The following is a 24,881-nucleotide window of genomic DNA, read 5'->3' as shown; positions in this document are numbered from 1 at the left end:
ATGGTTTTTCGAGGAAATTTCATGAGTCTTACCGAACTGACCGGTAACCCGCGACACGATCAACTGCTTATGCTGATTAGCGAGCGCGGTTATATGAATATCGACGAGCTGGCCAGCCTGCTGGACGTGTCCACGCAGACCGTGCGTCGTGATATTCGTAAACTCAGCGAGCAGGGATTAATTACGCGTCATCATGGTGGCGCGGGCAGAGCCTCCAGCGTGGTGAATACGGCGTTTGAGCAGCGTGAAGTCTCCTGGACGGAGGAGAAAAAAGCCATCGCGGAAGCGGTGGCGGACTACATTCCCGATGGGTCAACGGTGTTTATTACCATTGGCACCACCGTTGAGCAGGTGGCCCGCTCGCTGTTAAACCATAATCATTTGCGCATTATCACCAACAGTCTGCGCGTGGCGCACATTCTTTATAACAATCCACGTTTTGAAGTCATGGTGCCGGGGGGAACGTTACGCCCGCACAACAGTGGCATCATTGGTCCTTCTGCCTCGGCATTTGTCGCTGATTTTCGGGCCGACTACCTGGTAACCAGCGTTGGCGCGATCGAAAGTGATGGCGCGCTGCTGGAGTTTGATGTCAATGAAGCCAGCGTGGTGAAAACGATGATGTCGCACTCAAGACACATTCTGCTGGCAGCGGATCATACGAAATATACGGCTTCTGCCGCGGTAGAAATTGGTAACGTCTCTCAGGTGACCGCGCTGTTTACCGATGAATACCCAGGTCCCGCATTGCATAATTTACTCCAGTCACAACAGGTTGAAATTGTGCAGGTGAGTCCTTCACAAGATGATGCTCTGGCCGTGTAATTCCTCAGATGATGGCTCGATAAGTTCGAAGCCATCACTCTCACATAGTCAAACTTCTCCTTTCCCGCTACAGTTATTCATCCACGGCGAATAAGGAGAAGGGCATGCTCTATATCTTTGATTTAGGTAATGTGATTGTCGATATCGACTTCAACCGCGTGTTGGGCACATGGAGCGATCTGAGCCGTGTACCGCTGGCCTCGCTGAAGCAAAGTTTCACCATGGGGGAGGCTTTTCACCAGCACGAGCGAGGTGAAATAACGGATGAAGCCTTTGCCGAGGCACTATGTCATGACATGGCGCTGCCGCTAAGTTACGAGCAGTTCTCTCACGGCTGGCAGGCCGTTTTTGTGGCATTGCGCCCTGAAGTCATCGACATCATGCATAAGCTGCGTGAGCAGGGGCATCGGGTGGTCGTCTTGTCGAATACTAACCGTCTGCACACAACATTTTGGCCGGATGAATATCCTGAAATTCGTCAGGCTGCTGACCATATTTATCTTTCCCAGGATCTGGGCATGCGAAAGCCGGAAGCGCGGATTTACCAGCATGTCCTGCAGTCTGAAGGTTTTTCTGCGGACGATGCGGTCTTTTTTGACGACAACGCCGATAATATTGAAGGAGCTAACCGGTTAGGGATTACCAGTATCCTGGTCGTCGATAAAACGACCATTCCTGACTATTTCGCGAAGTTGTTATGCTAAAAAATGTTCAGCAACAAGCCAGGCACCATACGCGTCCTGTACGGGCCTGGCTGAAGCTACTATGGCAGCGGATTGATGAGGACAACATGACGACGCTGGCAGGGAATCTTGCCTACGTTTCACTGCTCTCATTAGTGCCGCTTATCGCCGTTGTGTTTGCTCTTTTCGCCGCATTTCCGATGTTTTCCGACGTCAGTGCCCAGCTACGTCATTTTATTTTCGCAAACTTTATCCCGGCGACGGGAGACGTCATCCAGCGTTATATCGAACAGTTTGTCGCCAACTCGAACAAAATGACGGCCGTTGGGGCATGTGGGCTGATTGTCACGGCGTTATTGCTGATGTATGCCATTGATAATGCTCTGAATACTATCTGGCGCAGTAAGCGCACTCGTCCCAAAGTTTACTCTTTCGCCGTTTACTGGATGATTTTAACGCTGGGGCCGCTGCTGGCGGGGGCCAGTCTGGCGATCAGCTCTTATTTGTTGTCATTGCGCTGGGCCAGCGATCTCAACTCGGTGATTGATGACGTCTTGCGTATTTTCCCTCTGGTGCTTTCCTGGCTCTCGTTCTGGCTGCTTTACAGCATTGTGCCAACTACGCGTGTGCCCAATCGTGATGCTGTTATTGGCGCCTTTGTGGCCGCCGTGTTGTTCGAGGCCGGAAAGAAAGGATTTGCACTCTACATCACGATGTTCCCGTCGTATCAGCTCATTTACGGTGTCCTGGCGGTGATCCCCATTTTATTTGTCTGGGTATACTGGACGTGGTGTATCGTCTTGCTTGGTGCAGAAATAACTGTCACTCTCGGGGAATACCGCAAACTTAAACAAGCCGCAGAACAAGAAGAAGCAGATCAACCATGATTGCATTAATTCAGCGCGTAACCCGTGCCAGCGTCACCGTGGAGGGCGAGGTGACGGGTGAAATTGGCCCAGGACTTTTGGTCCTGTTAGGTGTCGAAAGGGATGATGACGAACAGAAAGCGAACCGTCTGTGCGAGCGCGTACTCGGCTATCGAATCTTTAGCGATGCCGAAGGAAAAATGAACCTCAACGTGCAGCAATCAGGTGGCAGTGTGCTGGTGGTTTCACAGTTCACGCTGGCGGCAGATACCGAACGTGGCATGCGCCCGGGGTTTTCGAAAGGCGCTTCGCCCGAGCGGGCAGAAGCGCTGTATGAATACTTTGTTGAGCGTTGCCGCCAACAGGAAATGAATACGCAAACCGGTCGATTCGCTGCGGATATGCAGGTTTCACTGGTTAATGATGGCCCCGTGACGTTCTGGTTACAAGTATGAACCAGCTACCGGTGTGGCCGCGGGCAACAAGAGAGAATACGACTATGTATCACCTTCGAGTACCGCAAACAGAAGAAGAGTTGGAGCGTTACTACCAGTTTCGCTGGGAGATGTTGCGTAAACCGTTGCACCAGCCCAAAGGCTCCGAACGGGATGCCTGGGACGCGATGGCGCATCACCAGATGGTGGTGGACGAAGAGGGAAATCTGGTCGCGGTTGGGCGTCTGTATATCAATGCGGATAACGAAGCCTCCATACGCTTTATGGCCGTTGACCCCTCTGTGCAGGAGAAAGGGTTGGGCACGCTGATGGCGATGACCCTGGAGTCTGTGGCGCGTCAGGAAGGGGTAAAGCGCGTAACCTGTAGCGCCCGTGAAGATGCGGTCGAATTTTTCGCCAAACTGGGGTTTGTGAGCCAGGGCGAAATTACCACGCCGCAAACTACGCCGGTGCGCCATTTTTTGATGATTAAACCCATCGCAACGCTGGATGACATTCTCCATCGCGGGGACTGGTGCGGACAGCTACAGCAAGCCTGGTACGAACATATTCCATTGAGTGAGAAAATGGGCGTGCGCATTCAGCAGTACACCGGGCAGAAATTTATTACGACGATGCCAGAGACAGGCAATCAGAACCCGCACCATACGCTGTTTGCCGGAAGCCTGTTTTCACTGGCGACGTTAACGGGCTGGGGGCTTATCTGGCTGATGCTGCGCGAGCGTCATCTGGGGGGGACGATAATCCTCGCCGACGCGCATATCCGATACAGCAGGCCAATTACCGGGAAACCTACCGCTATTGCCGATCTGGGCTCGCTGAGCGGTGACCTGGACCGTCTGGCAAGAGGCCGCAAGGCGCGCGTTCAGATGCAGGTCGGGGTGTTTGGCGATGACACGCCGGGCGTCGTGTTTGAAGGTACCTACATTGTGCTACCCGCGAAACCGTTTGGCGCATATGAAGAGGGCGGGAATGAGGAAGAGTAGGTCAGAGGGGATCCTCTTTACTCGATGAATGCGTCTGCCGGAAGGTTAAAGCGTTCTGCGAGCATTTTAATATGACTTACAGTCAGTGCTCTGCGACCATTCAAGATGTTGCTGACATTGGATTTTGAACCAAGTTCGTTGGCAAGATCTGCTGCTTTGAGACCATATTGATCCATGAGCGTACGCAGTAACGTAACGCCATGAGGAGTATGTTCCAGTTGTTGGTTGAGGGCACTGAACTCAGGCGCATGTTTTTCGTAGTCGCGGATCCGAGCTGAAAGCAGCTCAAACAACGGGTTTTCCAGGTCGTCACGATCAACCAGAAACTCCACCAAAGCGAGTGCTTTTCGGTACTCTGTCTCATTTTGTTCTTTGCCTAACAGGGGGATTTTTTTCACTGCATCGGTAAAGGTATCGATCATCAATTTTACACTGGCTGTGTCTATCTGATGGCTTTCATGCGTTCTCATTCTTTGTGACCCCGATAGTATGTGGTTAGTCTGTCATACTCGGCATGGTGAACGATATGCTTCACAAATACCTTTTGTAGTTTGAAATCAATATAGGCAATAAGTCTCAAGCAGTTACCTGAAACATTAATCACCCACCATTTATTTCTGTATTTAAAATTATCCAGTGAAGGTATGTACTGCTTCATCTCTTCAGGAGTGTGGAACATTTTTTCTCTAAAATATTCAGCAAATCAACGAGTGCTGCCATGTGGTTTGGAAAACGGAGTATTGCCTCGTTGAAAGGTTTTCGGCTGATAACATGCATGGTGTAGTTCCATTACAAGGTTTTCAACCTGAAAACAAAATAACGCAAGGTAATTAAGTTTTCAAGATGAAAACAAAATATTAATCAAGCATGTCTTCCTGATACAGGATTTACGACGCGCCAGGCCACATCTCGCATAACATTTCGTGCCGCCTGGCTCACTCCTGCCAACTGGAAAAATCCGTGGATAACGCCAAGATAGCGGTGGCAGGTACACTCCACGCCCTGCTCCTGGAACCGTTGGTACAGGGCCTCACCCTCATCGCGCAGTGGGTCGAATTCGGCTGTAATGATGTGCGTGGGCGGCAGACCGTTGAAGTCTTCACGCCAGACAGGGCTGGCTTCAGGATGCCGCAGGTCGGTTTGCGGCAAATACATCTCGTAGCCCGAAAGCAACGTGTCACGCGTGATAATGTAATCCTGCCCATTTCGATCGTAGCTCTCAAACCTGGCGGTTGCGTCCAGCATCGGGTAAATCAGCATTAGCTGCGCAGGTTGCCATTGATTGGCAGCTTTCAGGCGCAGTGCGGTGACCAGCGCCAGATGCCCGCCCGCGCTGTCGCCAGCAAGCGTAATCCTGCCGCGGTCGACACCCAGTTTCTGGGCATACTTCCAGATAATATTGGCTCCCGTTTCAGCGTCGTTATGTGCAGCCGGGAAAGTATGCTCTGGTGCGAGGCGATACTGCACCGCAATGACCCGACAGCCGCTGTACCAGGCGAGCTGCCTTAGCTGGTTATCATGCGTCGCGAATCCACCACTGACAAAGCAGCCGCCGTGATAATAGATAACGCAGGGTAGATTTCCCGTGGCGTCCCGCGGCGAAACAACGCGAAATGTCATTGCATCGAGTTCAATATTTTCAACCTGTACGCGGGTTTCAGTTTCTCCTGCCAGTACCGTGCTGGCAATGTAGCCTGCTCTCCGGTCATCAATATTTTGCTCGCACGAAGAAGGGCGTCCCGCCGCGATAAATGTCTCAACCAGCTGTGCAATCCCGCTTTCCAGTGCCATTTATTATTTTCCTTATCTGTATGGATATACAGGTTTATAACCTGGATAGCCACGAATGAGAATGGGAAAAGTGACGGGGTGTACGATTCTGGAAAGCGGCTCGCAAAAGTAAAAATCGTTCGCGTGAAGGCTATTTTCTCGCTTTTCTCGGGTGTATGTTGTGTGGAAATTAATCGCCAATGATATACTGGAGGTATATGTGAGTATGATGGCTGGGATGGATATGGGCAGAATTTTACTCGATTTATCAGACGAAGTGATCAAACGTCTTGATGATCTCAAGGTGCAGCGTAATCTGCCGCGGGCTGAGCTTTTGCGGGAGGCTGTTGAACAGTATCTTGAGAGGCAGGATCAAGCTGAAACGACAATTTCACGTGCTCTTGGGCTATGGCAAGGTTGTGAGGAAGATGGCGTTGATTATCAGCGTAAACTCCGCGAGGAATGGTAATGGTCACAGGATCTGCGCTTTTTGATACCAACATCCTGATCGACCTGTTTAGCGGGTGAAGTGAAGCAAAACTAGCGATAGAAACATGGCCGCCGCAGAACGCAATCAGCCTCATTACATGGATGGAGTTGATGGTGGGAGCAAAAAAATATCATCAGGAATCTCGCACACGCGTTGCGCTAGGCGCTTTTAATGTGATCGGTGTTTCACAGGATATTGCTGAACGAAGCGTGAGTATCAGGCAGGAATATGGGATGAAATTGCCGGATGCCATCATTTTGGCCACTGCGCAGATTCATCGTCTTACACTGGTTACGCGTAATACCAGGGATTTTGCAGGCATATCCGGCGTGGTCACACCGTATACGTTATAACCCGGGCGACCTGCGCCGCCCGGTAGTGCGAAGAACTTACTCCCCTTCACCCGGGAACAGGAACGGGTTGATGGAGCTGCGGGCAAAGCCCTCTTGCTCCATGTGTGCGTCCAGCATCAGTGAAGCGAGATCGTCGGCTACGGCCTCGACTTTCGGGTCTTTTTCCTGATAGAGAATCTTCAGGTAAGTCCCGCAATCGCCGCAGCTTTCAGCTTTAATTGCCGCCTGTTCGTTATCCAGCGACCAGTAGTTCAAATCACGGCTCTGCTCGCAGTTGCTGCACTTCACGCGCACCACGTGCCACTCGGTTTCGCACAGGTTGCAGTGCAAATAGCGCAGCCCCTGAGTGGTACCGATTTGCACCATGCTGGAGACCGGCATTGAACCACACACCGGGCAGTACTGACGCTGTTCGCCGTATTCCGCACGGGCTTTGCCGGGGATCAGGCTCGCCATCTGCGCCCAGTAGAGCGACAGGGCAGCCCAAATGAACGGTGCTTTGTCGCTGCTGACGGAGGCGAAATCGGAGGCAAACAGCGCGCTGGCCATCAGTTCCAGCTCCTGCTCCGAGGCTTTTTCCAGATTCTCGATCACGGCCAGCGCAGGGCCGCTCATTTCCGGCTTCAGCTCAGCAATTAGCGATTGCAGCAGTTTTTGCCAGTGCTTGTCGCGTGGCAGAACGTGGATATCCAGTGGCGGTTTGCCCTGATCGTTCGCTTCTTTGATGCGAGCGGTCAGATCCATCTGCAGCGGATGGTCGTACAACACCACTTCCTGCGCGTGAGCGATCAGCGCGGCAAAACGCAGGTAATCACCCAGTGGGTTGTTCTCGGCCAGCTCGCGCAGACGTTCAGCGCGGCGGTTATACAAATTTTTGAGTCTGGGGAATAATAACGGCGGAATCATATCCGCCGTGCGTTTCTCGCTCTTCTCCAGCTCATCTTGCGGGATTATGCGAATACTCATTCAGATGACTTTTCCTGTTTCTGGCGGACTTCACGGTACCAGCGCGGGTGATGTTTCTTCGCCCATGAGCTGGTAACCCATCCTTCCACCATCGCGGTAATGGTGCCTTTCACCCAAAGGGCGGCGTAAATGTGCACCATGATAACCACAATTAACGCTACTGCGGCAAATGAATGCAGCATTAACGCGAATCGGATCACCGGGATTGAGAAAGCAGGCGCAAAATACGGACGCCAGATGACCACTCCGCTCACCAGCAACAGGACCAGGAAGATAATCGCCGCCCAGAATACGCATTTCTGGCCGAAGTTATAACGTCCAGTGTCACCTACTTCCTCGTTGACGACAATCTTACGAATATTCTTCGCCCAAAAGATATCATCCCGATTGATTAGATTGTGGTGCCAGTAACGGAAAAACATGATGATAAACGAGGCAAACATGATCACGCCGACAAACGGGTGCACAATTCGCGCCAGTTGCGGCGTGCCCATGATGTGCATCAGCCAGTTAAACGACGGGAAGAGAAAACCCATCCCGCTCACTGCCGCCAGAATGAAGCAGAAGGCGGTGATCCAGTGGTTGATGCGTTCCGGCGCCGTGTAGCGCACGATGGTGTCACGTCGTTTCATTTGCGCACCTCGTCTTTTTCTTCATGCAGATTGTCTTCTTCCTCTTCCGCACGGTTCGGGCCTACGCCGACGTAGTGGAAGATACTGGCCGCAAATGTCGCTGCAAAGCCGACGGCTGCGAGAGGTTTCCAGATGCCTTTCCAGAACTTCACGGTGGCGCTGATTTCAGGGTTCTCCGGCAGACCGTGGTACAGATTCGGCTTGTCCGCATGGTGCAATACGTACATCACGTGCGTACCGCCAACGCCTGCCGGATCGTACAGACCCGCGTTTTCGTAACCACGCGTTTTCAGCTCCGCCACGCGCTCACCGGCCAGCGTTTTCATCGACTCTTTAGTGCCGAAATGAATAGCGCCGGTTGGACACGTTTTCACGCAGGCTGGTTCTTGTCCGACCACTACACGGTCAACGCACAGCGTACATTTGTAAACGCGGTTGTCTTCCGGGTTGAGGCGCGGCACGTCGAACGGGCAGCCCGCGATACAGTAGCCACAGCCGATGCACTGCTCGGACTGGAAGTCGACGATACCGTTGGCATACTGAATGATTGCTCCTTCGGCCGGACACGCCTTCAGGCAGCCCGGATCGGCGCAGTGCATACAGCCATCCTTGCGGATAAGCCACTCCAGTTTGTCGTTTTGTTCCACTTCCGAGAAGCGCATTACCGTCCAGGATTTAGCGGTCAAATCAGCCGGGTTGTCGTACACCCCAACGTTGTTGCCCACTTCATCACGGATGTCGTTCCATTCTGAACACGCCACCTGACACGCTTTACAGCCGATACAGGTGGTGACGTCGATAAGCTTCGCCACCTCTTCCTGATGGTCCCGCGCCTGAGGCGCGGGGGTGAAACCGTTAGTGGCGGAACGACGAATGATGTCTTGCGATTGATAAGCCATAGGTCGTCTCCGTTACACCTTTTCCACGTTCACGAGGAAGGACTTAAATTCCGGCGTCTGCGTGTTCGCATCACCGACGAATGGCGTTAACGTGTTAGCGATAAAGCCTTTTTTCGCCACACCTTCGTAGCCCCAGTGAATCGGAATACCGATAGTGTCGATATCCTGACCGTTGGCCTTCAACGTGCGAATACGTTTGGTCACCACCGCTTTGGCTTTAATGTAGCCACGGTTAGAGGAGACTTTGACGGTATCGCCATGAGAGATACCGAGCTTATTCGCCAGCTTCTCGCCAATTTCCACAAACTGCTCCGGCTGGGCGATAGCGTTAAGCAGCGCATGCTTAGTCCAGTAGTGGAAGTGCTCGGTCAGACGGTAGGTCGTACCGACGTACGGGAACTTATCCGCTTTACCCAGTGCTTCCGCGTCACCTTTAAAGATACGTGCGGCAGGGTTAGAGATAACGTTCGGGTGCAGCGGGTTAGTCCCCAGCGGCGTTTCAAACGGCTCGTAGTGTTCCGGGAACGGACCTTCTGCCATCTTATCGATAGCAAACAGGCGTCCCATCCCTTCCGGCTGCATGATGAACGGCCCAACGTTGCTGCCCGGCGCGGCGGCACTGTAGTCAGGAATATCCATCCCGCTCCATTTCGCCCCGTCCCATTTCAGAATCTGACGTTTTGGATCCCACGGATTCCCCTGCGGGTCAGCGGAGGCGCGGTTATACAGAATGCGGCGGTTGAGCGGCCACGCCCATGCCCAGCCCAGCGTATTGCCAAGGCCTGACGGATCGGCGTTATCGCGACGTGCCATCTGGTTGCCTTCCTGCGTCCAGCTACCGGCAAAAATCCAGCAGCCGCTGGAGGTGGTACCGTCGTCACGCAGTTGGGCGAACGAGCTAAGCTGTTGGCCTTTCTTGACGATAACGGCACCGGTGGCCGGGTCGGTAATGTCGGCCAGGGCTTTACCGTTGCTCTCCATCGCCACTTCTTCCGAAGCCGGTTCGTGTGGGGTGGAGTAGTTCCAGGTCATGCTCAGTACCTGTTCCGGGTTCGCGCCACCCTGCTCGGCATACATCTTGCGCAGACGCAGGAAGATACCGGCGAGGATTTCACCATCGGTAACGGCAATCCCCGGGGCATCCGCACCTTTCCAGTGCCACTGCAGCCAGCGACCGGAGTTGACGATAGAACCGTTCTCTTCGGCGAAGCAGGTGGACGGCAGACGGAATACTTCAGTCTGGATTTTCGACGGGTCAACATCGTTCGACTCACCGTGGTTCTGCCAGAAGGTGGAGGTCTCTGTGTTGAGCGGGTCGATGGTGACCAGGAACTTCAGTTTGGACAGTGAAGCCACAACCTTGTTTTTATTCGGGAATGATGCGACCGGGTTAAAGCCCTGGCAGATATAGCCATTCACTTTACCCTGGTTCATCATCTCGAAGTACTGCAGGACGTCGTACCCTTTATCCCACTTCGGCAGCCAGTCGAAGCCCCAGCTGTTTTCCGCTGTCGCTTTATCGCCAAAGAAGGCTTTCATCATCGAAACGAAGAATTTCGGGTAGTTGCCCCAGTAGTTCACCTGGCCTTCCAGCAACGGTTTTGGCGTGTTGGCGGCAAGGTAAGTTTGCAGGTCAGTTTGTTTCTCGCTTGGCAGCGTCATATAGCCCGGCAGGCTTTGTGACAGCAGACCTAAGTCGGTCAGACCCTGAATGTTAGAGTGTCCGCGCAGGGCGTTAACGCCGCCGCCTGCCATCCCCATATTGCCCAGCAGCAACTGGATCATCGCCATGGTACGGATGTTCTGCGCACCAACGGAGTGTTGCGTCCAGCCCAGTGCGTACAGGAACGACGCGGTTTTATCTGGGCGGCTTGTTTCTGCGATGTACTCACAGACCTTCAGGAAGTCGGCCTTTGGCGTACCGCAGATATTTTCTACGACGTCCGGCGTGTAGCGGGAGACGTGCTGTTTCAGCAGGTTCCATACGCAGCGCGGATGTTGCAGGGTGACATCGCGTTTGGCGAAGCCTTTTTCATCCAGTTCGTAGTTCCAACTGGTTTTGTCATACTTGCGTTTGTCCGCGTCGTAGCCGGTAAACAGGCCATCTTCGAAACCGTAATCCTCACGCACGATCAGGCTGGCGTTGGTATAGGCTTCAGTGTATTCGCGGTTGAATTTTTCGTTGTTCAGCAGGTACAGCAAAACGCCTGACAGGAAAGCAATGTCAGTACCGGAACGAATCGGAGCATAGAAATCAGCCACCGCCGCGGTTCGCGTAAAGCGCGGATCGATAACAATCAGCTTCGCGCCGTTGTGAATTTTGGCTTCCATCGCCCAGCGGAACCCGACCGGGTGAGCTTCAGCGGCGTTACCGCCCATTACCACAACGAGGTTGGCGTTTTTAATGTCGACCCAGTGGTTGGTCATCGCACCGCGACCAAATGTTGGAGCAAGACTTGCTACCGTTGGTCCGTGTCAGACGCGTGCCTGGTTGTCGACCGCGAGCATACCAAGCGCGCGGGAGAATTTTTGTGTTAAATAGCCGGTTTCGTTACTGGAAGCGGAAGCACACAGCATCCCGGTGGAAAGCCAGCGGTTAACGGTTACGCCTTCGGCGTTTTGTGCAACGTAGTTAGCGTCGCGATCTTCTTTCATCAGCTTAGCGATGCGGTCAAATGCCTCATCCCAGCTAATCTGTTGCCACTTATCAGAGCCAGGTGCGCGGTATTCCGGGAATTTCAGGCGGCTTTCAGAGTGGATGAAGTCCACAAGTCCTGCCCCTTTCGGGCACAGTGCGCCACGGTTCACCGGGTGATCCGGGTCCCCTTCGATATGGAAGATGGATGCTTTGGCGTTTTTTGCTCCGTCACCGAGACTGTACATTAACAGTCCACAGCCAACGGAACAGTAAGTGCAGGTGTTACGGGTTTCGCGGGTGCGCAGCAATTTATATTGCCGTGTTTCCGCTAGCGCTACGCCGGGTGCAAAGCCCAGTGCCGCTGCCGTGGTGCCTGCCATACCGCCAGCGCAGATCTTAAAGAACTGCCTTCTGCTGACCTGCATGGTTCGCTCCTTGTTTCGACATTGTCACGTTCCCTTCGTTTTCCTATAACGCGAACGCGAGGGAAGTGGTTGTTATTTTTCTTTGCGGACGGGACCGCAAAGGTCCAGAATTGGGTGAATTTCCCTCCGTCCAGGAGGGGTTTGTAAAGAATACCACAATGTTGGTATGCGTGTTCCAATACGGTTAAAAGAAAGTGAATAAGATTATTCAAGAAAACATCAAGAATGTGACATCTCCGACAGGATCTCGTCAGTTGACCCTCTGGAAGCGCGAGGACTTGCAACATCCTCAGCCAGATGAGGTAGCTGAGGAAGTGCCTGTGGCACTGGTATACAACGGGATTTCACACGTGGTGATGATGGCATCACCGAAAGATCTTGAGCACTTCGCGATGGGTTTTTCACTTTCTGAAGGCATTATTGAGTCCTCGCAAGATATTTACGGGATGGACGTGGTGCCTTCCTGCAGCGGATTAGAAGTGCAGGTTGAGCTGTCCAGCCGACGCTTTATGGGGCTGAAAGAGCGTCGTCGCGCACTGGCCGGTCGGACTGGCTGCGGTGTTTGTGGCGTGGAGCAACTTAATGATATTGGCAAACCGGTTCAGCCGCTGCCGTTTACCCAGACATTCAATCTGGCGCATCTCGATAACGCCTTAAGGCATCTCCCTGATTTCCAGCCTGTTGGGCAACTGACAGGCTGCACGCACGCGGCTGCCTGGGTACAGCCGTCAGGTCATCTGGCGGGTGGGCATGAAGATGTTGGACGTCATGTTGCGCTGGATAAACTGCTGGGACGACGTGCGATCGAAGGGGAAACCTGGCAGCAGGGCGCGGTATTAGTCTCCAGCCGCGCCAGCTACGAGATGGTGCAGAAGTCGGCAATGTGCGGCGTGGAAATCCTGTTTGCTGTTTCTGCGGCGACAACGCTCGCTGTGGAAGTTGCCGAACGCTGTAACCTGACGCTGGTGGGTTTTTGCAAACCGGGTAGGGCGACGATTTATACACATCCCGAGCGTCTGATAACTGAGTAACCAGTGTTCAATTAATTTGAATAAGACTGGCAAATCCTTCCGCTTTTAGTTGTGCGATGAGATGGCTATTATTTATCACATCAAGGCACGGTGCCTTAATCAAACAACTAAGTTAAAGGGTTTATATCATGAAAAGCATCAAAACTTTTGTCGCAGTTATCGCTCTGGCTACTTCTTTCGGTTCTTTCGCTGCTCAGACAGTTACCGCAACCGGTTCTACACTGGAAAGCGCTGAAGCAAAAATTGCCGCTCAGGCTGAACGTGCAGGTGCCAGCGATTATAAAATCACTCAGGCATACACCGGCAACCGCGTGCACATGACCGCTGAACTGCTGAAATAAAATACCTCAGTACTGTCGAAAGAGCGCCCTTGAGGCGCTTTTTTCATTTCCGGCATTCACTGCCTGAGCAATGCGATAAACGCGTTATAGTCTTTCAATCCCGCAATAGTTTCTGCCGGATGGCTGCTCAGCACGCTGGATAAATAACTGAAGATTTTTAGCTCATGCCGCGCCTCGGCGGCGGCACAGGCGATCAGGACATGGCTGACCGGTTCGTTATTCACCAGAATAGGGTGTGCGAGGGTAATAAAGAAACCACGAAAGCGACGCTCCTGTTCGCTCCAGCAATGAGGAATCGCCAGGCGATTCACGATCAGGTTTTCACCTTCATGCTCCCGGGCGCAAATGCGCAGCGCTTCGTCCTCGGTGATATGGCTCTGTGCCACAAGCTGGCCGCAGATCCGGCCGATGATACTCTGCCAGCTTTCGGCCTTCATATTGGCGTAATGGAAGCTGCCCGGCTGTAAAAAGAAACGTTCGGGCTGCTGGCGGATAAAGGCCGTCGCGAGGAAGTGTTTAATCTGCTCGGTACCCGCAGCGGTGATGATGTTCTTGATGGTTAAGGTATTTTTTATAGATTCATCAAGTAAATAGTGACTATTGTTGATGATTAACAGTGGGGTGATTTCTTCACTGATGGCGCTGACTTCACTCGTATTCCGCGCAATGATCACCCGACAATTCAGAACATCTCGCTCAATGGCCTGTTGGTTGATGGTGGCGATAGCATTCTGGTCGGATAACAAAATGACCGGCTGGCGCTCGTTTTGATGGCGCTCCAGGGCGCAGGCGAAGTAAAGCCCGATGAGGTCGCTATCGAACAGTGGGATATCCAGTTTTTCACGCAACAGGGCAATAAAACGCAGACTCAAATCGAAGGCGGCAGGCCAGGTCGACTTCAGGTTGTGCATACTGCTCTGGCGATGTTCTGGTACCCAAACCGGGGCAGAGACGCATCTCAGCAGGTGGCCGGTAATATTATCAACCAGTTGGGTATCGATAACGTTCAACGCAGCGATGCCGGGAACGCTTTTTAACAACAAGGTCACCGCATCGGCAGAGATTGTCATTGCCTGCCGTTGTCTGATTTCCAGAAGGCCGATCAGTGTTCTGAAGGCGTTCTCGCCCAAGTAGACTCCTCCTTGTTCCACCGCATTTTTCAGTGAAACATACCGACACTCCGGCCATGATCCGGAGAGCTGGTTACGCAGGGCATAGACGGCCAGCACCAGACTTGCCAGGTACTCTCCCGAGATGAGCGGGAATTCATTAAGTTTTTCACATGCTGCATTGAGCCTGTCGATGTTGTCCCGGGTAATACCCGGCAGTGGAATTAAGAGGGGATCTTTTTTAAGCAGATTCGCCAACAGGATAATGCGCTTTTCTTCCGGTTCATCAATGAAATGACCGACGCCCGGGCGACTGGCAAGACAAAAGGCGCGCTCATAGCGCTGCTTCAACCGTGGGAGACGATCGGCCACCCAGGTTTCAGGTAAATTGAGCGCCGAAGCCAGCTGTACACGCGGTGTAAAGGTATTGAGCAGAAGAAAGGCCAGCAACCGGTCATCATTATCATGGCGTTGCAGAAGCTGAAAATAACCGCGTCTGTCGACAATTTCCAACTGATAGCCCGCACTGCCACCGGGCTGAATGCGGGCCTTACCGCTGAGGGTAAAATTGAGGTAATCAATATCGCGCAGGATGGTTCTGCCTGAAACGCCAGTTTGCCGCGCCAGGTCGCCCAGCAAACACGGCTGCTGTTCAAGAAGATCCACCAATTTTAACTGGCGTTCCGAAAGCATTAACTCTCCCGGCGAAAGTCAGTAAACGCGCGGACCTTTTCGGTCGACAGCGAGGTGAGCAGTTCGTGCACCAGCGTAAACAGCGCGTCGTAATCCGATGCGGAAATCATGCCGCTGTTGGCGTGGAGATAGCGAGTCGGCAGGCATAGCGCCGCCACCGGACGACCGCCGCCCATAACGTTATAGCGTCCACCGTCCGTCGCCCCGGTTTTCATGGTGCAAAACTGCAATGACGCACCGCTGCTTTCTGCACACGCTTTTAATGTGGCAACCAACTGCTGATTAGGGAAATAGCGCTTATCGAACAGCATCAGCCCTGGGCCCTCGCCAAGCTTGAGTGGGTATTTAATGCTGTCGATTCCGGGCACATCGCCCGCAACCGCAGTATCCAGCACGATCACCACATCGGGCTTGATATGCTCCGCTGAGGTTTGCGCCCCGCGTAGACCCACTTCTTCTTCCACGCTGCCCACGCCGTACAGGGTAATTTCAGGGTTATCCACGGTTTGTAAAAGCTCGGCCATCAGGGCGCAGCCGACACGATTATCCAGCGCTTTGCCGACGATCTTATCTTCGCCCCAGCGAGCGAAATTGGCTTCCGGGCTAACGAAATCACCGATCGCAATTCCGCGGTTTTCTACTTCTTCGCGGCTGTTGGCACCAATATCGATGAACATTTCGTCAAATGTCAGAGGTTGCTGTTTCTGCTTTTCCGTTAAGGCGTGCGGTGCCACGGAGCCGATTATGCCAGGGATTTTAACGCCCTTGCGGGTGCGGATGGCGATCCGGTGGTTCAGCATCGACTGGCTCCACCAACCGCCAATGGTGGTGAAGCGCAAAAAGCCGCTTTCGTCGATATGCGTGACCATAAAGCCCACTTCATCCATGTGACCGACGATGGCAACCTTCGGCCCACGGTTGCCCTTGCGTGCGACAAAGCTGCCGAGGCCGTCAAAAGTGATTTCATCGACGCTGGAATCCAGCGCATTAATGAGAAGAGTGCGAACTTCGTGCTCATCACCGCTGACGGCGCTGGCTTCGCATAACTGCTGAAGTAACTCAATGTTCATGGGCAAGCTCCTGCTGTGCGGCTTTACGTTTCAGCCACAATCCTTTCAGGATGATAATTAACGAAATGTTCAGCGCCAGACCGATAGCCAGCACCAGGTAAAATGCCCCCACCGGAGACATCAGGCCAATCAGCGGATCAAAGATACCTAAACCCGGCGCGAGACGTTTGATTCCAAAGGCGATGACCAGCATGCCGGTAATACCACCGGAGAGCGTATTGGCGGTAATCATCGGCAGCGGCGCGGCCAGCGCATAGGGGATTGCCGGTTCGGTGGCGACGGTGGCACCCACCACAATCGCACTGCTGGCGGCGGCCTTCTCCTGCTGGGTAAACAGTTTTGGCGCTAAATAGGTAGCGATACCTGCCGCGACGGGCGGCATCAGCGCCACCACGCCGACGATGGCGTACCAGTCATAGATATGTTTTTCCAGCAGTGAGAAGCAGAAGAACCAGGCCGTTTTATTGATTGGCCCGCCCATATCAAATGCCAGCATTGCGCCAACGAGGAAGGCTGCGCCCATTTTCATTGATGGTGGAATGGTGTTCAGGAAGTGCAGCAGCCCCCCCATGATGTCGGACATCACCGGGCCGATGACGTAATAAGTCAGTACGCCAAACACCAGCAAAGTGACAAACGGGATCAGCATGGAGCCGAGCAGCGGCTGCAACGCTTTGCCGAGCCGAACCTTGCGAAACCAAAGCACAAAGTAGCCAATTGCCAGCCCGAGTACGACCGCGCCGAGAAACCCCGCGCCGGACTGGGTGCCGAGAAGACCTTTATCGTTCGCCAGGTAACACACCAGAAACGCCGGGGCAAAAGCGGGCTTATCGGCAATCGACCACGCGATGTATGCCCCCATAATGGGGATCATAAAGGTGAAGCCCAGATAGCCGATGGATTCAACAACCCAGGTGAACGACGGCGCACCTTTCGACATATCGGCATAGGGCAAACCGAACTGCACCAGCATATTAGCGATGGCAACCAGAATACCGCCGCCAATAACAAACGGCAGCGCGGCGGAAACGCCAGCCATCAGGTGGCTCATCACGCTACCGTGCTGGACCTCCTGTTTTCCCAGCTTCACACTGCTATCAGTGGCAAAAAGTTGTGAATGAGTCGGTAACTGCGTAAAAATCAGGTCGATATTTTTCAGCGCCTGGGAAATGGCTATTTCATAGACTTTTTTCCCGGCGAAACGCGCCCGGTCTTCGCCGCTCAGGCCGCGACCTGTAGCCAGAATAACGTAATCGGCAGCGGCAATTTCTTCACTGGTCAGTCGGTTTTCGACGCCGCTTGAGCCCTGGGTTTCGACTTTAATCGTATGGCCGAGCGAGCGCGCTTTTTGCTCCAGCGCTTCTGCCACCATATAAGTGTGGGCGATACCCGCCGGACAGTTGGTAATCGCCACTAAACGCAAGGATGACTCCATAGCCGCTTCCTTATGAGGTTAAGGTCTGATTGAGCAGGGCGAGCACCTGGTCGGTGTCGCCTTGCTTCAGTTGGTTGATGAAATCTTGATGGATAATTTTGCGGCACAGGGTGCCGATAATTTTGACCTGATCGTCCTCGCCCGTTTGTGGCACGCCGAGGCAGATCCAGCAGTTAACGTCCTCGCCGTCGCTGGCTTTCCAGTCCACTTTTTCTGATTTGCGCGCGAACAAGACGAAGGGGCGTGTGATACAGGCGCTTTTACCGTGTGGGACGGCAATGCCCGAACCAAAGCCGGTGGAATGCAGCTTTTCGCGTATCAGCAACGTTTGTAGGAAGGCGCTGCGGTCAGAGACGTAGCCATTTTGAAGCGCCATATTCGCCAGTTGCTTGAGGATGGCATAAACGCTATTCCCCTGAATATTCAGGTCAATGCAGTTAGCTGTAAGGGCTGTCATGGTGGGACTCCGTTAAAAACTGTTTGATTTGATTTTAACGGTGAGATGGTGAAGAGATGAGCAGCAATATGTCAGCGGGAAGTGACAATTTGAGGCAGAGTTAGCGCCTGGTTTTGTGGGGTAAAACACATAACGCTACAGGTGATTACCCTGATGAATATTTCGCCAGGGTAATTATATGGTTAGTGTATACCCAGCATTCGTAACAGCGCGGTTACCACCGCGGCGGCAACGATCACCACGATCAGCGGCATCTTGCGCCAGGCGAGAAATACCGCAAAAACCACGCCGAGTACGCGCGCCATTCCGGCAAAGTGTTCGCCCTCGTAAAAGGTGGTCGCCAGCGCAACGGAGAACAGTAATACCGTTGCGGCGTCGGAAAGCAGCGCCTGCGAGCGTTCTGAGAACGCTAAACGGCTTCCAAGCTTGGCTCCCCCTAAACGCATTAAATACGTTCCCAGAGATAACATGGCGATACCGACGATAAACAGCGTCATGTTGCCCATTATTTTTTCCTCGTCAGTAAGCCAAAGAGTGAGAGCAAAACCGGTAAACCGACCGGCGCAAAGGGAATGGCGGCAAGCGACAACGTGGCGCCGCTACAGGCACGAATCAGCGTAGTGCGGTTTTTGAATGCCGGGACGACCAGAGCCAGCAGAATGGCAGGGAAGACGGCATCCAGACCGATGGTTTCCGGGGCAGGGAGCAGTTTGCCGACGCCTGCGCCGATCAGGGTGCCAACAGGCCAGAAAATTGCGACGCCCAGACCGCACAGCCAGTAGGCGGCTTTACGCTGCTCTGGCGTTTTTTGCGACAGACCGAACACCACGCTTTCGTCGTTCATAATATGACAGCCGAGGAAACTGGCAGCTCGGGTGCCCACCAGATCGCGCACGGTGACGCCGAACGGCACGTGTCGGGCGTTAACCAGTAAACCGGCAGCCGCAGCCGCCAGTGGATTACCACCGCTGGCGATAATGCCGATAAACATAAACTCGGACGCGCCCGCCAGCACAGTAATAGAGAGTACAAACGGTACCCACAGCGGGAAGCCGTAGGCCATCGCCAGCGAGCCGTATGACATGCCGACTACACCGACGGCCAGACAGACTAAAAATATTGCTTTTATCGTGTCGCCTTTGAGACTGGAAAAATAATGTTTCATACCGTTTTAGCCATATCGAACGAGTTTCCATTATAATGAACGCGACCAATTGGCTTTACAAGTCGAACAATTCGTTCGATATAAAAAACATGGAGTCGTGAATGACCCAGCCCATCAGTATGATCGCGAAAAGTCTGGTGCGTGAACGTCAGCGCACCGGTTTGTCGCTGGCGGAGATTGCCCGTCGCGCGGGGATTGCAAAATCGACACTCTCGCAGTTGGAAGCGGGCAATGGAAATCCTAGCCTGGAAACGCTCTGGTCGCTGTGTGTGGCGTTAGATATTCCCTTTGCGCGCCTGCTGGAACCGCAGGAGCAAAAAACGCAGGTGATTCGCCGCGGCGAAGGGACAAAAGTCGTGGCTGAGCAGGCCCACTATCAGGCCATTTTACTGGCCGCCTGCCCACCGGGTGCGCGGCGGGATATCTATCTGCTGCTGACGCAGCCGGGCGCGGATCGTATTTCACAACCGCATCCACCGGGATCGGTTGAACATATTATCGTAACGCAGGGTAAGGCGATGGTGGGATTGACGGAAGCGCCGGAGGAGTTAGGTGAGGGCGATTATATTTGTTACCCCGCCGATCAAGCGCATATCTTTAAAGCACTGGAGCCTGACACTCAGGCGATTCTGGTTTCTGAGCAGAGTTAATTGAACGCTTATTAAATAAAGGCGCGGCGATTATCGTTCGCGCTTTTATTATTTTTAATTATATTTTATTGTTATTCATATAAAATTGTTTTTATTATTTTTCGTTAATTTCAGCACTATTGTTATATCCCTCACATTCTTAATTATATCTACGTTACACATAAAAAAATCAGTATGATAATAAATATTAGCCTGCACTGGTGCCACGTTTTAATGTTCTGATTTTATTTCAGTCATCGGTATCGTATTACCTATAAAAATATTTTTTGGATTTGCATGTTGCGCGCTGAGAGATCCCCTCATAATTTCCCCAAAGCGTAACCATGTGTGAATAAATTTTGAGCTAGTAGGGTTGCAGCCACGAGTAAGTCTTCCCTTGTTATTGTGTAGCCAGAATGCCGCAAAACTTCCATGCCTAAGCGAACTGTTGAGAGTACGTTTCGATTTCTGACTGTGTTAGCCTGGAAGTGCTTGTCCCAACCTTGTTTCTGAGCATGAACGCCCGCAAGCCAACATGTTAGTTGAAGCATCAGGGCGATTAGCAGCATGATATCAAAACGCTCTGAGCTGCTCGTTCGGCTATGGCGTAGGCCTAGTCCGTAGGCAGGACTTTTCAAGTCTCGGAAGGTTTCTTCAATCTGCATTCGCTTCGAATAGATATTAACAAGTTGTTTGGGTGTTCGAATTTCAACAGGTAAGTTAGTTGCTAGAACCCATGGCTCCTTTGCCGACGCTGAGTAGATTTTAGGTGACGGGTGGTGACAATGAGTCCGTGTCGAGCGCTGATTTTTTCGGCCTTTAGAGCGAGATTTATACAATAGAATTTGGCATGAGATTGGATTGCTTTTAGTCAGCCTCTTATAGCCTAAAGTCTTTGAGTGACTAGATGACATATCATGTAAGTTGCTGATAGGTTTCCAGTTTTCCGCTCCTAGGTCTGCATATTGTACTTTTCCTCTTACTCGACTTAACCAGTACCAACCCAGCTTCTCAACGGATTTATACCATGGCACTTTAAAGCCAGCATCACTGACAATGAGCGGTGTGGTGTTACTCGGTAGAATGCTCGCAAGGTCGGCTAGAAATTGGTCATGAGCTTTCTTTGAACATTGCTCTGAAAGCGGGAACGCTTTCTCATAAAGAGTAACAGAACGACCGTGTAGTGCGACTGAAGCTCGCAATACCATAAGTCGTTTTTGCTCACGAATATCAGACCAGTCAACAAGTACAATGGGCATCGTATTGCCCGAACAGATAAAGCTAGCATGCCAACGGTATACAGCGAGTCGCTCTTTGTGGAGGTGACGATTACCTAACAATCGGTCGATTCGTTTGATGTTATGTTTTGTTCTCGCTTTGGTTGGCAGGTTACGGCCAAGTTCGGTAAGAGTGAGAGTTTTACAGTCAAGTAATGCGTGGCAAGCCAACGTTAAGCTGTTGAGTCGTTTTAAGTGTAATTCGGGGCAGAATTGGTAAAGAGAGTCGTGTAAAATATCGAGTTCGCACATCTTGTTGTCTGATTATTGATTTTTCGCGAAACCATTTGATCATATGACAAGATGTGTATCCACCTTAACTTAATGATTTTTACCAAAATCATTAGGGGATTCATCAGTGTTGCGCGTCTTCCGGTCGGAAGACGTTGGACGATCTTTATTTCAAGGAAAGCAAATAATGAAGAAATCGACATTAGCTTTAGCAATAGGTCTATTATTAGTGGCAAATAATGGCTTTGCTAAAACGCAAAAAATGACTCTGGAACAGCGGCTCGAACAACTGGAGGCTCGGCTGGAAGCTGCGGAAAACCGCGCGGCAAAAGCGGAAAATCAGGTGCAGCAATTGCAGGTACAGCAGGCTGCGGAGATCCAGGAAATTAAAGTTGCTCAGGGAAATACGCCAGTCAACGGCACTACGCCCGCACAAGAGACCAAAAAGAACGCCACCACCCCTAACCTGGTGCTCTCCGGCTATGGCGATCTGAAAATCTACGGCGACGTGGAATTCAACATGGATGCGGAAAGCAACAAAGGCGTGCTGGCGGCAACCAATTCGAATGTGGGCGACCCAACCAATGAACGCTGGGATCTGAACGGACGCATCCTGCTGGGCTTTGACGGTATGCGTAAGCTGGATAACGGCTATTTCGCCGGTTTTTCAGCGCAACCGCTGGCTGACATGACGGGTTCGGTCAATCTTGATGACGCCGCTTTCTTCTTCGGTCAGGAAAATGACTGGAAAGTAAAAGTCGGTCGTTTCGAAGCTTACGATATGTTCCCGCTGAATCAGGATACCTTTGTTGAGCATTCAGGGCATACCGCCAACGATTTGTATGATGACGGTAGCGGCTATATCTACATGATGAAAGAAGGTCGTGGCCGTTCTGATTCCGGCGGCAGCTTCCTGATGAGCAAACAGCTCGATAACTGGTATTTCGAGTTAAATACCCTGCTGGAAGATGGTACCTCGCTTTATCAGGATAGCCGCTATCATGGTCGTGAAATGTCGCAGGAGAAAAACGTGGCTTATCTGCGCCCGGTCGTCGCCTGGACGCCGGTGGATGCGCTGACGATTTCTGCGGCCATGGAATCGAACGTTATCAATAACGCCTATGGATATACCGATGCTCAGGGCAACTTTGTCGATCAGTCCGATCGTACCGGTTACGGTATGACGATGACCTGGAACGGTCTGAAAGCCGATCCGGAAAATGGCCTGGTGTTTAACCTGAACACCGCTTATCTCGATGCGGATAACGAAAAAGATTTTACGGCGGCGGCCAACGCTCTGTGGAAGCGCTTTGAACTGGGCTATATCTATGCTCATAACAAGATCGACGAATTTAACGGTCTGATCGATCACGATGATAATGACTGGTTCTACAATGAGGGCACTTACGATATTCATACCATTCACGCGTCTTATTTAATTCCGAACGTGATGGATATGCAGAACTTTAATATTTATCTCGGCGCTTATTATTCGATGATTAACAGCGATAACAGCAATCCGGAGAATTATACCGACGACGACGACCGTTACGGCGCGCGTCTCCGTTTCAAATACTTCTTCTGATTTTCCGTTCTCAGGCGCCTGGATTCAGGCGCTTTTTCTTAGAGCCTGGTCATCAGGCTTTTATTTTCCCACCCAGTTATTTTTGATTTTGAACTTGTCGGCGCGGTTGTAGCTACACGAGTAGTTAAATGCCGTCCCATCTTCCAGTTTGGTGACGCCGGAGACTTTCAGCATCGGCAAGCCTGAGCAGGTGCCGGGTCGTGGGGAAATGGCGTGGATGACAAAACGAACGCAATGCTGCTGACGGGAGAAAAAAGTTTCCTCCCCCGTCAGGGGAGGAAACAGAGCGGTTAAGGCAGATAAAACACTTCTTTTAGCTCAGCGCTGACCGGGCTGTTGTCCGGATTGGCGGGCATAACGTCACGCATATGTTTCCACCAACGCTGGCAAACATCGGTGTTGGCAACGGCGTTCCAGCGCTCTTCTGACTCAATCTCGACGGTGGCGAACAGCAGGTTGCGTTCCTGGTCGAGATAAATCGCGTAGTGATGGGCACCGTGCTCTTTCAGCACCGCTTCCAGTTCTGGCCAGATGGGATTGTGCCGACGTTGATACTCAACGTGCGCGTCGGCATTCACCTGCATCACAAAGGCCTTGCGGATCATAACGCCTCCAGATACAGCTCGCGGACCTCGTCGCGGCTGGCGGTGCGTGGGTTACACGGCGCACATGGATCGGCCAACGCTTTATCCAGCCAGCCTTCAATATCCTCTTTCGTCACGCCAAGGGAACTAAAACCAGCCGGAATACCTACACGCTTGCTCAGGGCACGAATCGCGGTGATGGCCTCCATGCTTGCCGCTTCGTCGCTCATCCCGCGGGTGTCCACTCCCATCGCCTGCGCCACTCGGGCAAAACGCGCCACGGCGTTCGGGCGGTTAAAGTTTTCGATGATCGGCAGCAGGATGGCGTTGCAGACGCCGTGCGGCAGATTATGGGTCGCGCCTGGCTGGTGTGCCAGCGCATGCACCAGACCCAGACCTGCGCTGTTGAATGCCATACCCGCCAGATACTGACCAAACGCCATTTGCTCACGGGCCTCGAGGTTATGACCATCGTCGACCGCTTTCGGTAGCCACAGGTTGATCAGGCGAATTGCTTCCAGGGCGTTGGCGTCGGTGAGCGGATGCGCGCCAACGGAAACATAGGCTTCCACCGCGTGAGTCAGGGCATCCATACCGGTTGCGGCGGTAACGGAGGCTGGGATTTCCAGCATCACGCTGGCGTCATCCACGGCGATATCTGGGATGATGTTCGGGTCGATGATCACTTCTTTGACCTTGCGGACAGAGTCGATAATGACCGCGTTGCTGGTCATCTCTGCTGCTGTACCAGCAGTGGTATTGATGGCAACCAGCGGCACGCCCGCATTTTTCACTTTGCCCACGCCGGAGTAAGCGGTAGAAGGGCCAGGGTTGGCGGTCAGGATCTTCACCGCTTTGGCGGTATCGATCGGGCTGCCGCCGCCGAAGGCGATAATGTAATCACATTCTGCCCCCTGATATGCCGTAAAACCTTTCTGTACCAGCTCTTCTGTCGGATTCGGGAACACCTCATCAAACAGGTGGTAAGACATTTGATGTTCATCCAGTGCGGCAAAGAGGCTATCCAGCAGGCCCAGCTTCACCAGTTGACCATCGGTGACGATCAGCGCTTTGCCCCATTGTTTATTCGCCACGAGATTCACCATATCGGCAATCGCGCCGGCGCCATGCAGGCTAATTTTTGGCAGTGCCAACATAAAGCTCATCACTATTCTCCTTAAAAAAATCCCTGGTGCCCGATGGCATTACGCTTATCGGGCCGACGGTGAAACGTGCATCGTCATGTAGGCCGGATAAAGCGAAGCCGCATCCGGCGTTGAGTTGGC

General features: G+C 52.5%; 25 protein-coding genes and 2 pseudogenes. 11 read left to right on the top strand and 16 right to left on the bottom strand.

The features are described from left to right. The first annotated feature begins 21 nt into the window (after nucleotides 1-21). The 5 genes from GPJ68_RS24125 to fabY all read left to right on the top strand — a co-directional run bounded on the left by GPJ68_RS24125 (nucleotide 22) and on the right by fabY (nucleotide 3,815). Entirely contained in the window at nucleotides 22-825 is an 804-nt protein-coding gene (locus GPJ68_RS24125; protein ID WP_016155173.1) for a DeoR/GlpR family DNA-binding transcription regulator, read from the top strand. A 104-nt stretch (nucleotides 826-929) separates the two neighbouring features. Then, the gene (gene yihX / locus GPJ68_RS24120) at nucleotides 930-1,529 is read left to right on the top strand and encodes a glucose-1-phosphatase (RefSeq protein ID WP_049282314.1); all 600 of its coding nucleotides are present in this window, start codon (nucleotides 930-932) and stop codon (nucleotides 1,527-1,529) included. Beyond that, nucleotides 1,523-2,395, top strand: a complete 873-nt coding sequence (locus GPJ68_RS24115) for a virulence factor BrkB family protein (protein WP_019077938.1) — start codon at nucleotides 1,523-1,525, stop codon at nucleotides 2,393-2,395. Before yihX ends, GPJ68_RS24115 begins: the two co-directional genes overlap by 7 nt. Next, nucleotides 2,392-2,829, top strand: a complete 438-nt coding sequence (gene dtd / locus GPJ68_RS24110) for a D-aminoacyl-tRNA deacylase (RefSeq protein ID WP_016157874.1) — start codon at nucleotides 2,392-2,394, stop codon at nucleotides 2,827-2,829. The genes GPJ68_RS24115 and dtd overlap by 4 nt, the downstream gene beginning before the upstream one ends. A gap of 44 nt (nucleotides 2,830-2,873) precedes the next feature. Then, nucleotides 2,874-3,815, top strand: a complete 942-nt coding sequence (gene fabY, locus GPJ68_RS24105; RefSeq protein WP_003825286.1) for a fatty acid biosynthesis protein FabY — start codon at nucleotides 2,874-2,876, stop codon at nucleotides 3,813-3,815. A 17-nt stretch (nucleotides 3,816-3,832) separates the two neighbouring features. Here the strand turns inward: fabY and GPJ68_RS24100 are convergent, their stop codons facing one another. The 3 genes and pseudogenes from GPJ68_RS24100 to GPJ68_RS24090 form a co-directional block, all read right to left on the bottom strand. Next, nucleotides 3,833-4,285, bottom strand: a complete 453-nt coding sequence (locus GPJ68_RS24100; RefSeq protein WP_104651900.1) for a type II toxin-antitoxin system HigA family antitoxin — start codon at nucleotides 4,283-4,285, stop codon at nucleotides 3,833-3,835. After that, a pseudogene (locus GPJ68_RS24095) lies at nucleotides 4,282-4,592 on the bottom strand (type II toxin-antitoxin system HigB family toxin). Before GPJ68_RS24095 ends, GPJ68_RS24100 begins: the two are co-directional and overlap by 4 nt. An 84-nt stretch (nucleotides 4,593-4,676) precedes the next feature. Then, complete coding sequence (locus GPJ68_RS24090; RefSeq protein ID WP_104651899.1) at nucleotides 4,677-5,606, bottom strand: alpha/beta hydrolase; 930 nt, start codon at nucleotides 5,604-5,606, stop codon at nucleotides 4,677-4,679. A 205-nt stretch (nucleotides 5,607-5,811) separates the two neighbouring features. On the opposite strand from GPJ68_RS24090, the gene GPJ68_RS24085 reads away from it, so the two are divergent. Then, a complete protein-coding gene (locus GPJ68_RS24085; protein WP_016155181.1) occupies nucleotides 5,812-6,054 on the top strand; it encodes a CopG family transcriptional regulator in 243 nt (80 codons plus the stop codon). Further along, nucleotides 6,054-6,428 (top strand): annotated as a pseudogene (locus GPJ68_RS24080) (type II toxin-antitoxin system VapC family toxin). Before GPJ68_RS24085 ends, GPJ68_RS24080 begins: the two are co-directional and overlap by 1 nt. 36 nt (nucleotides 6,429-6,464) lie before the next feature. On the opposite strand, the gene fdhE reads toward GPJ68_RS24080, so the two are convergent. The 4 genes from fdhE to fdnG are packed head-to-tail and all read right to left on the bottom strand — an operon-like array spanning nucleotide 6,465 to nucleotide 11,988. Beyond that, nucleotides 6,465-7,394 carry a formate dehydrogenase accessory protein FdhE gene (gene fdhE / locus GPJ68_RS24075; RefSeq protein WP_003028685.1) on the bottom strand — a complete coding sequence of 310 codons (930 nt, stop codon included), beginning with the start codon at nucleotides 7,392-7,394 and terminating at the stop codon, nucleotides 6,465-6,467. Beyond that, complete coding sequence (fdoI, locus tag GPJ68_RS24070; protein WP_003028686.1) at nucleotides 7,391-8,026, bottom strand: formate dehydrogenase cytochrome b556 subunit; 636 nt, start codon at nucleotides 8,024-8,026, stop codon at nucleotides 7,391-7,393. Before fdoI ends, fdhE begins: the two co-directional genes overlap by 4 nt. Then, a complete protein-coding gene (gene fdoH, locus GPJ68_RS24065) occupies nucleotides 8,023-8,925 on the bottom strand; it encodes a formate dehydrogenase O subunit beta (RefSeq protein ID WP_003028691.1) in 903 nt (300 codons plus the stop codon). Before fdoH ends, fdoI begins: the two co-directional genes overlap by 4 nt. Before the next feature lie 12 nt (nucleotides 8,926-8,937). Continuing rightward, complete coding sequence (gene fdnG / locus GPJ68_RS24060) at nucleotides 8,938-11,988, bottom strand: formate dehydrogenase-N subunit alpha (protein ID WP_146086840.1); 3,051 nt, start codon at nucleotides 11,986-11,988, stop codon at nucleotides 8,938-8,940. A 194-nt stretch (nucleotides 11,989-12,182) separates the two neighbouring features. On the opposite strand from fdnG, the gene fdhD reads away from it, so the two are divergent. Together fdhD and GPJ68_RS24050 are read left to right on the top strand one after the other, a co-directional pair. After that, on the top strand, nucleotides 12,183-13,019 hold the full coding sequence (gene fdhD, locus GPJ68_RS24055) for a formate dehydrogenase accessory sulfurtransferase FdhD (protein WP_071600360.1): 837 nt from the start codon (nucleotides 12,183-12,185) through the stop codon (nucleotides 13,017-13,019). Between the two features lie 128 nt (nucleotides 13,020-13,147). Then, a complete protein-coding gene (locus GPJ68_RS24050; protein ID WP_003825262.1) occupies nucleotides 13,148-13,360 on the top strand; it encodes a DUF1471 domain-containing protein in 213 nt (70 codons plus the stop codon). A 56-nt stretch (nucleotides 13,361-13,416) separates the two neighbouring features. Here GPJ68_RS24050 and GPJ68_RS24045 read toward each other — a convergent pair whose 3' ends face one another. From GPJ68_RS24045 to GPJ68_RS24020, 6 genes are all read right to left on the bottom strand, one after another. Next, complete coding sequence (locus GPJ68_RS24045) at nucleotides 13,417-15,162, bottom strand: putative frv operon regulatory protein (RefSeq protein ID WP_104651897.1); 1,746 nt, start codon at nucleotides 15,160-15,162, stop codon at nucleotides 13,417-13,419. Continuing rightward, nucleotides 15,162-16,232, bottom strand: coding sequence for an aminopeptidase (locus GPJ68_RS24040; RefSeq protein WP_180837038.1), 1,071 nt, complete (start codon nucleotides 16,230-16,232; stop codon nucleotides 15,162-15,164). Before GPJ68_RS24040 ends, GPJ68_RS24045 begins: the two co-directional genes overlap by 1 nt. Beyond that, on the bottom strand, nucleotides 16,222-17,667 hold the full coding sequence (locus GPJ68_RS24035) for a PTS fructose-like transporter subunit IIBC (RefSeq protein ID WP_094169172.1): 1,446 nt from the start codon (nucleotides 17,665-17,667) through the stop codon (nucleotides 16,222-16,224). Before GPJ68_RS24035 ends, GPJ68_RS24040 begins: the two co-directional genes overlap by 11 nt. Before the next feature lie 10 nt (nucleotides 17,668-17,677). Beyond that, nucleotides 17,678-18,124, bottom strand: a complete 447-nt coding sequence (locus GPJ68_RS24030) for a PTS fructose transporter subunit IIA (RefSeq protein WP_049282350.1) — start codon at nucleotides 18,122-18,124, stop codon at nucleotides 17,678-17,680. A gap of 182 nt (nucleotides 18,125-18,306) precedes the next feature. Then, nucleotides 18,307-18,630, bottom strand: a complete 324-nt coding sequence (locus GPJ68_RS24025; protein ID WP_104651895.1) for an AzlD domain-containing protein — start codon at nucleotides 18,628-18,630, stop codon at nucleotides 18,307-18,309. Then, nucleotides 18,630-19,289: an AzlC family ABC transporter permease gene (locus tag GPJ68_RS24020; RefSeq protein ID WP_016155191.1), complete on the bottom strand. Its 660-nt coding sequence runs from the start codon at nucleotides 19,287-19,289 to the stop codon at nucleotides 18,630-18,632. Before GPJ68_RS24020 ends, GPJ68_RS24025 begins: the two co-directional genes overlap by 1 nt. Before the next feature lie 101 nt (nucleotides 19,290-19,390). Here GPJ68_RS24020 and GPJ68_RS24015 point away from each other — a divergent pair, with 101 nt between their 5' ends. Continuing rightward, nucleotides 19,391-19,939, top strand: coding sequence for a helix-turn-helix domain-containing protein (locus GPJ68_RS24015; protein WP_016155192.1), 549 nt, complete (start codon nucleotides 19,391-19,393; stop codon nucleotides 19,937-19,939). A 299-nt stretch (nucleotides 19,940-20,238) separates the two neighbouring features. On the opposite strand, the gene GPJ68_RS24010 is transcribed toward GPJ68_RS24015, so the two are convergent. Further along, nucleotides 20,239-21,447, bottom strand: a complete 1,209-nt coding sequence (locus tag GPJ68_RS24010; RefSeq protein WP_001339197.1) for an IS4-like element ISVsa5 family transposase — start codon at nucleotides 21,445-21,447, stop codon at nucleotides 20,239-20,241. Nucleotides 21,448-21,613: 166 nt separating this feature from the next. Here GPJ68_RS24010 and GPJ68_RS24005 point away from each other — a divergent pair, with 166 nt between their 5' ends. Next, nucleotides 21,614-23,011 (top strand): carbohydrate porin, encoded by a 1,398-nt coding sequence (locus tag GPJ68_RS24005; protein WP_016157885.1) that lies wholly within the window; start codon nucleotides 21,614-21,616, stop codon nucleotides 23,009-23,011. 290 nt (nucleotides 23,012-23,301) lie between these two features. On the opposite strand, the gene rhaM is transcribed toward GPJ68_RS24005, so the two are convergent. Further along, entirely contained in the window at nucleotides 23,302-23,616 is a 315-nt protein-coding gene (gene rhaM / locus GPJ68_RS24000; RefSeq protein ID WP_103767188.1) for an L-rhamnose mutarotase, read from the bottom strand. Further along, a complete protein-coding gene (gene fucO / locus GPJ68_RS23995) occupies nucleotides 23,613-24,761 on the bottom strand; it encodes a lactaldehyde reductase (protein ID WP_016157887.1) in 1,149 nt (382 codons plus the stop codon). The genes rhaM and fucO overlap by 4 nt, the downstream gene beginning before the upstream one ends. Nucleotides 24,762-24,881 lie beyond the last annotated feature (120 nt).

Source organism: Citrobacter sp. 172116965, from assembly GCF_013458095.1.
Lineage (GTDB): Bacteria > Pseudomonadota > Gammaproteobacteria > Enterobacterales > Enterobacteriaceae > Citrobacter > Citrobacter braakii.
Note: the sequence above shows the minus strand (reverse complement) of the source record. Positions and strands in the feature narration are given on the sequence as shown.

What these genes read in the sequence shown, in the direction of transcription:
- GPJ68_RS24125 (WP_016155173.1), top strand. Translation starts at nt 22, where the DNA reads ATGAGTCTTACCGAACTGACCGGTAACCCGCGACACGATCAACTGCTT.
- yihX (WP_049282314.1), top strand. Translation starts at nt 930, where the DNA reads ATGCTCTATATCTTTGATTTAGGTAATGTGATTGTCGATATCGACTTC.
- GPJ68_RS24115 (WP_019077938.1), top strand. Translation starts at nt 1,523, where the DNA reads ATGCTAAAAAATGTTCAGCAACAAGCCAGGCACCATACGCGTCCTGTA.
- dtd (WP_016157874.1), top strand. Translation starts at nt 2,392, where the DNA reads ATGATTGCATTAATTCAGCGCGTAACCCGTGCCAGCGTCACCGTGGAG.
- fabY (WP_003825286.1), top strand. Translation starts at nt 2,874, where the DNA reads ATGTATCACCTTCGAGTACCGCAAACAGAAGAAGAGTTGGAGCGTTAC.
- GPJ68_RS24100 (WP_104651900.1), bottom strand. Translation starts at nt 4,285, where the DNA reads ATGAGAACGCATGAAAGCCATCAGATAGACACAGCCAGTGTAAAATTG.
- GPJ68_RS24090 (WP_104651899.1), bottom strand. Translation starts at nt 5,606, where the DNA reads ATGGCACTGGAAAGCGGGATTGCACAGCTGGTTGAGACATTTATCGCG.
- GPJ68_RS24085 (WP_016155181.1), top strand. Translation starts at nt 5,812, where the DNA reads ATGATGGCTGGGATGGATATGGGCAGAATTTTACTCGATTTATCAGAC.
- fdhE (WP_003028685.1), bottom strand. Translation starts at nt 7,394, where the DNA reads ATGAGTATTCGCATAATCCCGCAAGATGAGCTGGAGAAGAGCGAGAAA.
- fdoI (WP_003028686.1), bottom strand. Translation starts at nt 8,026, where the DNA reads ATGAAACGACGTGACACCATCGTGCGCTACACGGCGCCGGAACGCATC.
- fdoH (WP_003028691.1), bottom strand. Translation starts at nt 8,925, where the DNA reads ATGGCTTATCAATCGCAAGACATCATTCGTCGTTCCGCCACTAACGGT.
- GPJ68_RS24050 (WP_003825262.1), top strand. Translation starts at nt 13,148, where the DNA reads ATGAAAAGCATCAAAACTTTTGTCGCAGTTATCGCTCTGGCTACTTCT.
- GPJ68_RS24045 (WP_104651897.1), bottom strand. Translation starts at nt 15,162, where the DNA reads ATGCTTTCGGAACGCCAGTTAAAATTGGTGGATCTTCTTGAACAGCAG.
- GPJ68_RS24040 (WP_180837038.1), bottom strand. Translation starts at nt 16,232, where the DNA reads ATGAACATTGAGTTACTTCAGCAGTTATGCGAAGCCAGCGCCGTCAGC.
- GPJ68_RS24035 (WP_094169172.1), bottom strand. Translation starts at nt 17,667, where the DNA reads ATGGAGTCATCCTTGCGTTTAGTGGCGATTACCAACTGTCCGGCGGGT.
- GPJ68_RS24030 (WP_049282350.1), bottom strand. Translation starts at nt 18,124, where the DNA reads ATGACAGCCCTTACAGCTAACTGCATTGACCTGAATATTCAGGGGAAT.
- GPJ68_RS24025 (WP_104651895.1), bottom strand. Translation starts at nt 18,630, where the DNA reads ATGGGCAACATGACGCTGTTTATCGTCGGTATCGCCATGTTATCTCTG.
- GPJ68_RS24020 (WP_016155191.1), bottom strand. Translation starts at nt 19,289, where the DNA reads ATGAAACATTATTTTTCCAGTCTCAAAGGCGACACGATAAAAGCAATA.
- GPJ68_RS24015 (WP_016155192.1), top strand. Translation starts at nt 19,391, where the DNA reads ATGACCCAGCCCATCAGTATGATCGCGAAAAGTCTGGTGCGTGAACGT.
- GPJ68_RS24010 (WP_001339197.1), bottom strand. Translation starts at nt 21,447, where the DNA reads ATGTGCGAACTCGATATTTTACACGACTCTCTTTACCAATTCTGCCCC.
- GPJ68_RS24005 (WP_016157885.1), top strand. Translation starts at nt 21,614, where the DNA reads ATGAAGAAATCGACATTAGCTTTAGCAATAGGTCTATTATTAGTGGCA.
- rhaM (WP_103767188.1), bottom strand. Translation starts at nt 23,616, where the DNA reads ATGATCCGCAAGGCCTTTGTGATGCAGGTGAATGCCGACGCGCACGTT.
- fucO (WP_016157887.1), bottom strand. Translation starts at nt 24,761, where the DNA reads ATGAGCTTTATGTTGGCACTGCCAAAAATTAGCCTGCATGGCGCCGGC.